Origin of the sequence: Pedobacter terrae, assembly GCF_900100705.1 — a bacterium.
Lineage (GTDB): Bacteria > Bacteroidota > Bacteroidia > Sphingobacteriales > Sphingobacteriaceae > Pedobacter > Pedobacter terrae.
Map to the genome: position 1 here is coordinate 1 of NZ_FNCH01000049.1, position 2,690 is coordinate 2,690.

The 2,690-nt window shown below is 40.1% G+C and carries 1 protein-coding gene; it reads left to right on the plus strand.

From position 1 onward, the window contains the following. The first annotated feature begins 1,183 nt into the window (after window positions 1-1,183). A complete protein-coding gene (locus BLR60_RS24525) occupies window positions 1,184-2,050 on the plus strand; it encodes a DUF808 domain-containing protein (RefSeq protein ID WP_090505223.1) in 867 nt (288 codons plus the stop codon). Window positions 2,051-2,690 lie beyond the last annotated feature (640 nt).

Here is a 2,690-nt window from a genome sequence, read left to right on the forward strand (position 1 = left end):
GAAGTTAAGCCCACCAGAGCCGATGGTACTGCGGTAACACGTGGGAGAGTAGGTCGGTGCCAGATCTTAAAAGAAACCCTTCAGCAGAAATGTTGAAGGGTTTTCTTCGTTTATAGGGTTTTGGGCAGAGCGCGAAGGGCAAGGCATGGGAGGTTTCTCCACCATTGAGGAGTTAAGAAAAGTTTAGGGTTTGCTCCCGCAGATCGCGCTGATCTCCGCAGAGACCATTCCATCATCCATTCCCCATCTTACCTTGTTTATTCCTCTTCTGTCCCCGGTTAAATAGCCCTGATGGGAGCGGTATCCCTTTTGGGCAAGACAGAATTGTTTATGGAAACAGAATTTCCCAAAAGGATAAAGCGTACAGCAGGACGGACCAACCTAAGGGTAGGAAATTGCGCTCCAAAACCAGGAGCATTTTCTACCATTGAGGAGTTAAGAAAAGTTTAGGGTTTGCTCCCGCAGATTGCGCTGATCTCCGCAGAGGCCATTCCATCATCCATTCCCCATCTTACTTTGTTTATTCCTCTTCTGTCCCCGGTTAAATAGCCCTGATGGGAGCGGTATCCCTTTTGGGCAAGACAGAATTGTTTAAAAAATAAGTTTCCCAAAAGGATTGCAGCGTACAGCAGGACGGAACCCAGCCTAAGGGCACAGGAAACTGCGCTCCAAAACCAGGAGCATTTTCTACCTTTAAGAAGTTAAGAAGAGTTTAGGGTTTGCTCCCGCAGATTACGCTGATCTCCGCAGAGGCCATCCATCATCCATTTCTATTCTTACCTTGTTTATTCCTCTTCTGTCCCCGGTTAAATAGCCCTGATGGGAGCGGTATCCCTTTTTGGGCAAGACAGAATTGTTTGAAAAATAAGGTTTCCAAAAGAATAAAGCGTACAGGAGGACGGAACCAACCGACAAGCACAGGAAACTGCGCTCCAAAATAGAGTTACTACCTTAATGCAAATAAAACTTATATCATTCGTTCCTTTGCTTTCAGATTTAGGAGAAGTAAATTTATTTATTTCTTTTTCGAACAGTTTTAGTTTGTTAATGTTATAATGCGAGTAAATATTACTTGCTTTTAACTGATTTGGCGAGCATAGCCGCTTCATGTTGTAAGAATTTAATGTTAAATCATTTAAATCTAAAATGGAATTAATATTTTGCAACATTAATAAATTTATATATGGCTTCGGGTTTTTTTGCGATTTTAGATGATATAAGTGCGTTAATGGACGATGTTGCCGTAACGGCAAAAGTGGCAGCTAAGAAAACGGCTGGTATTTTAGGAGATGACCTGGCAGTAAATGCAGAAAAATCAACTGGTTTTCTCTCTTCGAGGGAATTGCCGGTATTATGGGCAATCACTAAAGGTTCATTGGTAAATAAGCTCATTATTGTACCTATTGCCCTATTGCTCAATTTCTTTTTTCCGGTAGCAATCAAGTTGATCCTGGTTCTTGGAGGGTTATATCTGGCATATGAAGGCGTAGAAAAAGTTGTTGAATATCTTTTTCATCGGCCAAAGCCCTCACATGTTGAGGCAAAAGAGGTTATTGAAGATGATAAGGCCGCAGAAAAAACTAAAATTAGATCAGCTATTTTAACAGACTTTATTTTATCAATAGAGATTGTCATTATCGCTTTGGGGAGCGTTTTGGATGAAAAGTTAACCGTCCAAATCCTGACTGTGTCGGTGATTGCATTGTTGGCCACAATTGGCGTTTATGGAATCGTTGCACTTATTGTTAGAATGGATGATGCTGGATACCGCTTGGTGAAAGCTTCTGGTGATAAAGGTATTCTTTCCGCAATTGGGAAAATACTAGTTAAATCGCTACCCGTTATTATTAAAATTTTAAGTATCGTAGGCACAGTTGCATTAATATTGGTATCGGGTGGAATTTTTGCACACAATATTGCATTTCTACATCATGTTTTCCCTTCGTTTCCATCCATATTAAGGGAATTTATATTTGGGTTAATAATTGGACTAGCTTCTGTGCTTGTGGTAATTGCAGTTAAAAAACTTTTGGCGGTTATCAGAAGATAAAATAAGATGTTATTCTATTGCAACTTAAGTTTTTATTTATTAGGAATAAATAAGTATATAGGTGACTCAGAAATGATTTTCAGATACTTAGTCGTTATATAGACTAATTAGTTGTTCTTTTTTCATAATCCAATTGATTGTTTAGGGAAATTTATAGGGGTCAGATAATTTCCAATGGCACTATTCTATTATCTTTTTTCTAGCAAAGCAGGTTTTGTGCTGCTATATAAGTATATTCCCGCTATTTGCTCCAAATCCTCGGCTCGTTCCTCGCCTTCCGGGTTTTCCGCTGCTATCGCCCGCCTGCAACGGGCAAGGGTTTTAGGTGGCACGTGCTTCTGAAGTTTCAACAGGCTGGGCGCAGGGGAACTTAAGAAGTTTAAATGGGTTTATCCAGAAAATTCGTCATCCTGAACCTCCCCCCGGCCAGTCGGACGGGTGTTTCAGGATCTTTTTTCACCAGGTTAAACTATTCCTGTTTTACCATCTGGGATGTTTTTCGGCCTCCTAAACAACTGTCCTTCCAAAAAGTTTTGGTTCAGCCAAAAATATTTCCTGTTGAAAACCATTGACTTACGTTTAACCGTGCAGTATTTAATAAATTCCTTTTGCAGGGAAAGATATTTTTCCTACTTTTGCA

Bases quoted from the DNA above. Each gene is read 5' to 3' on its own strand.
- BLR60_RS24525 (WP_090505223.1), top strand. From the start codon at position 1,184: ATGGCTTCGGGTTTTTTTGCGATTTTAGATGATATAAGTGCGTTAATG.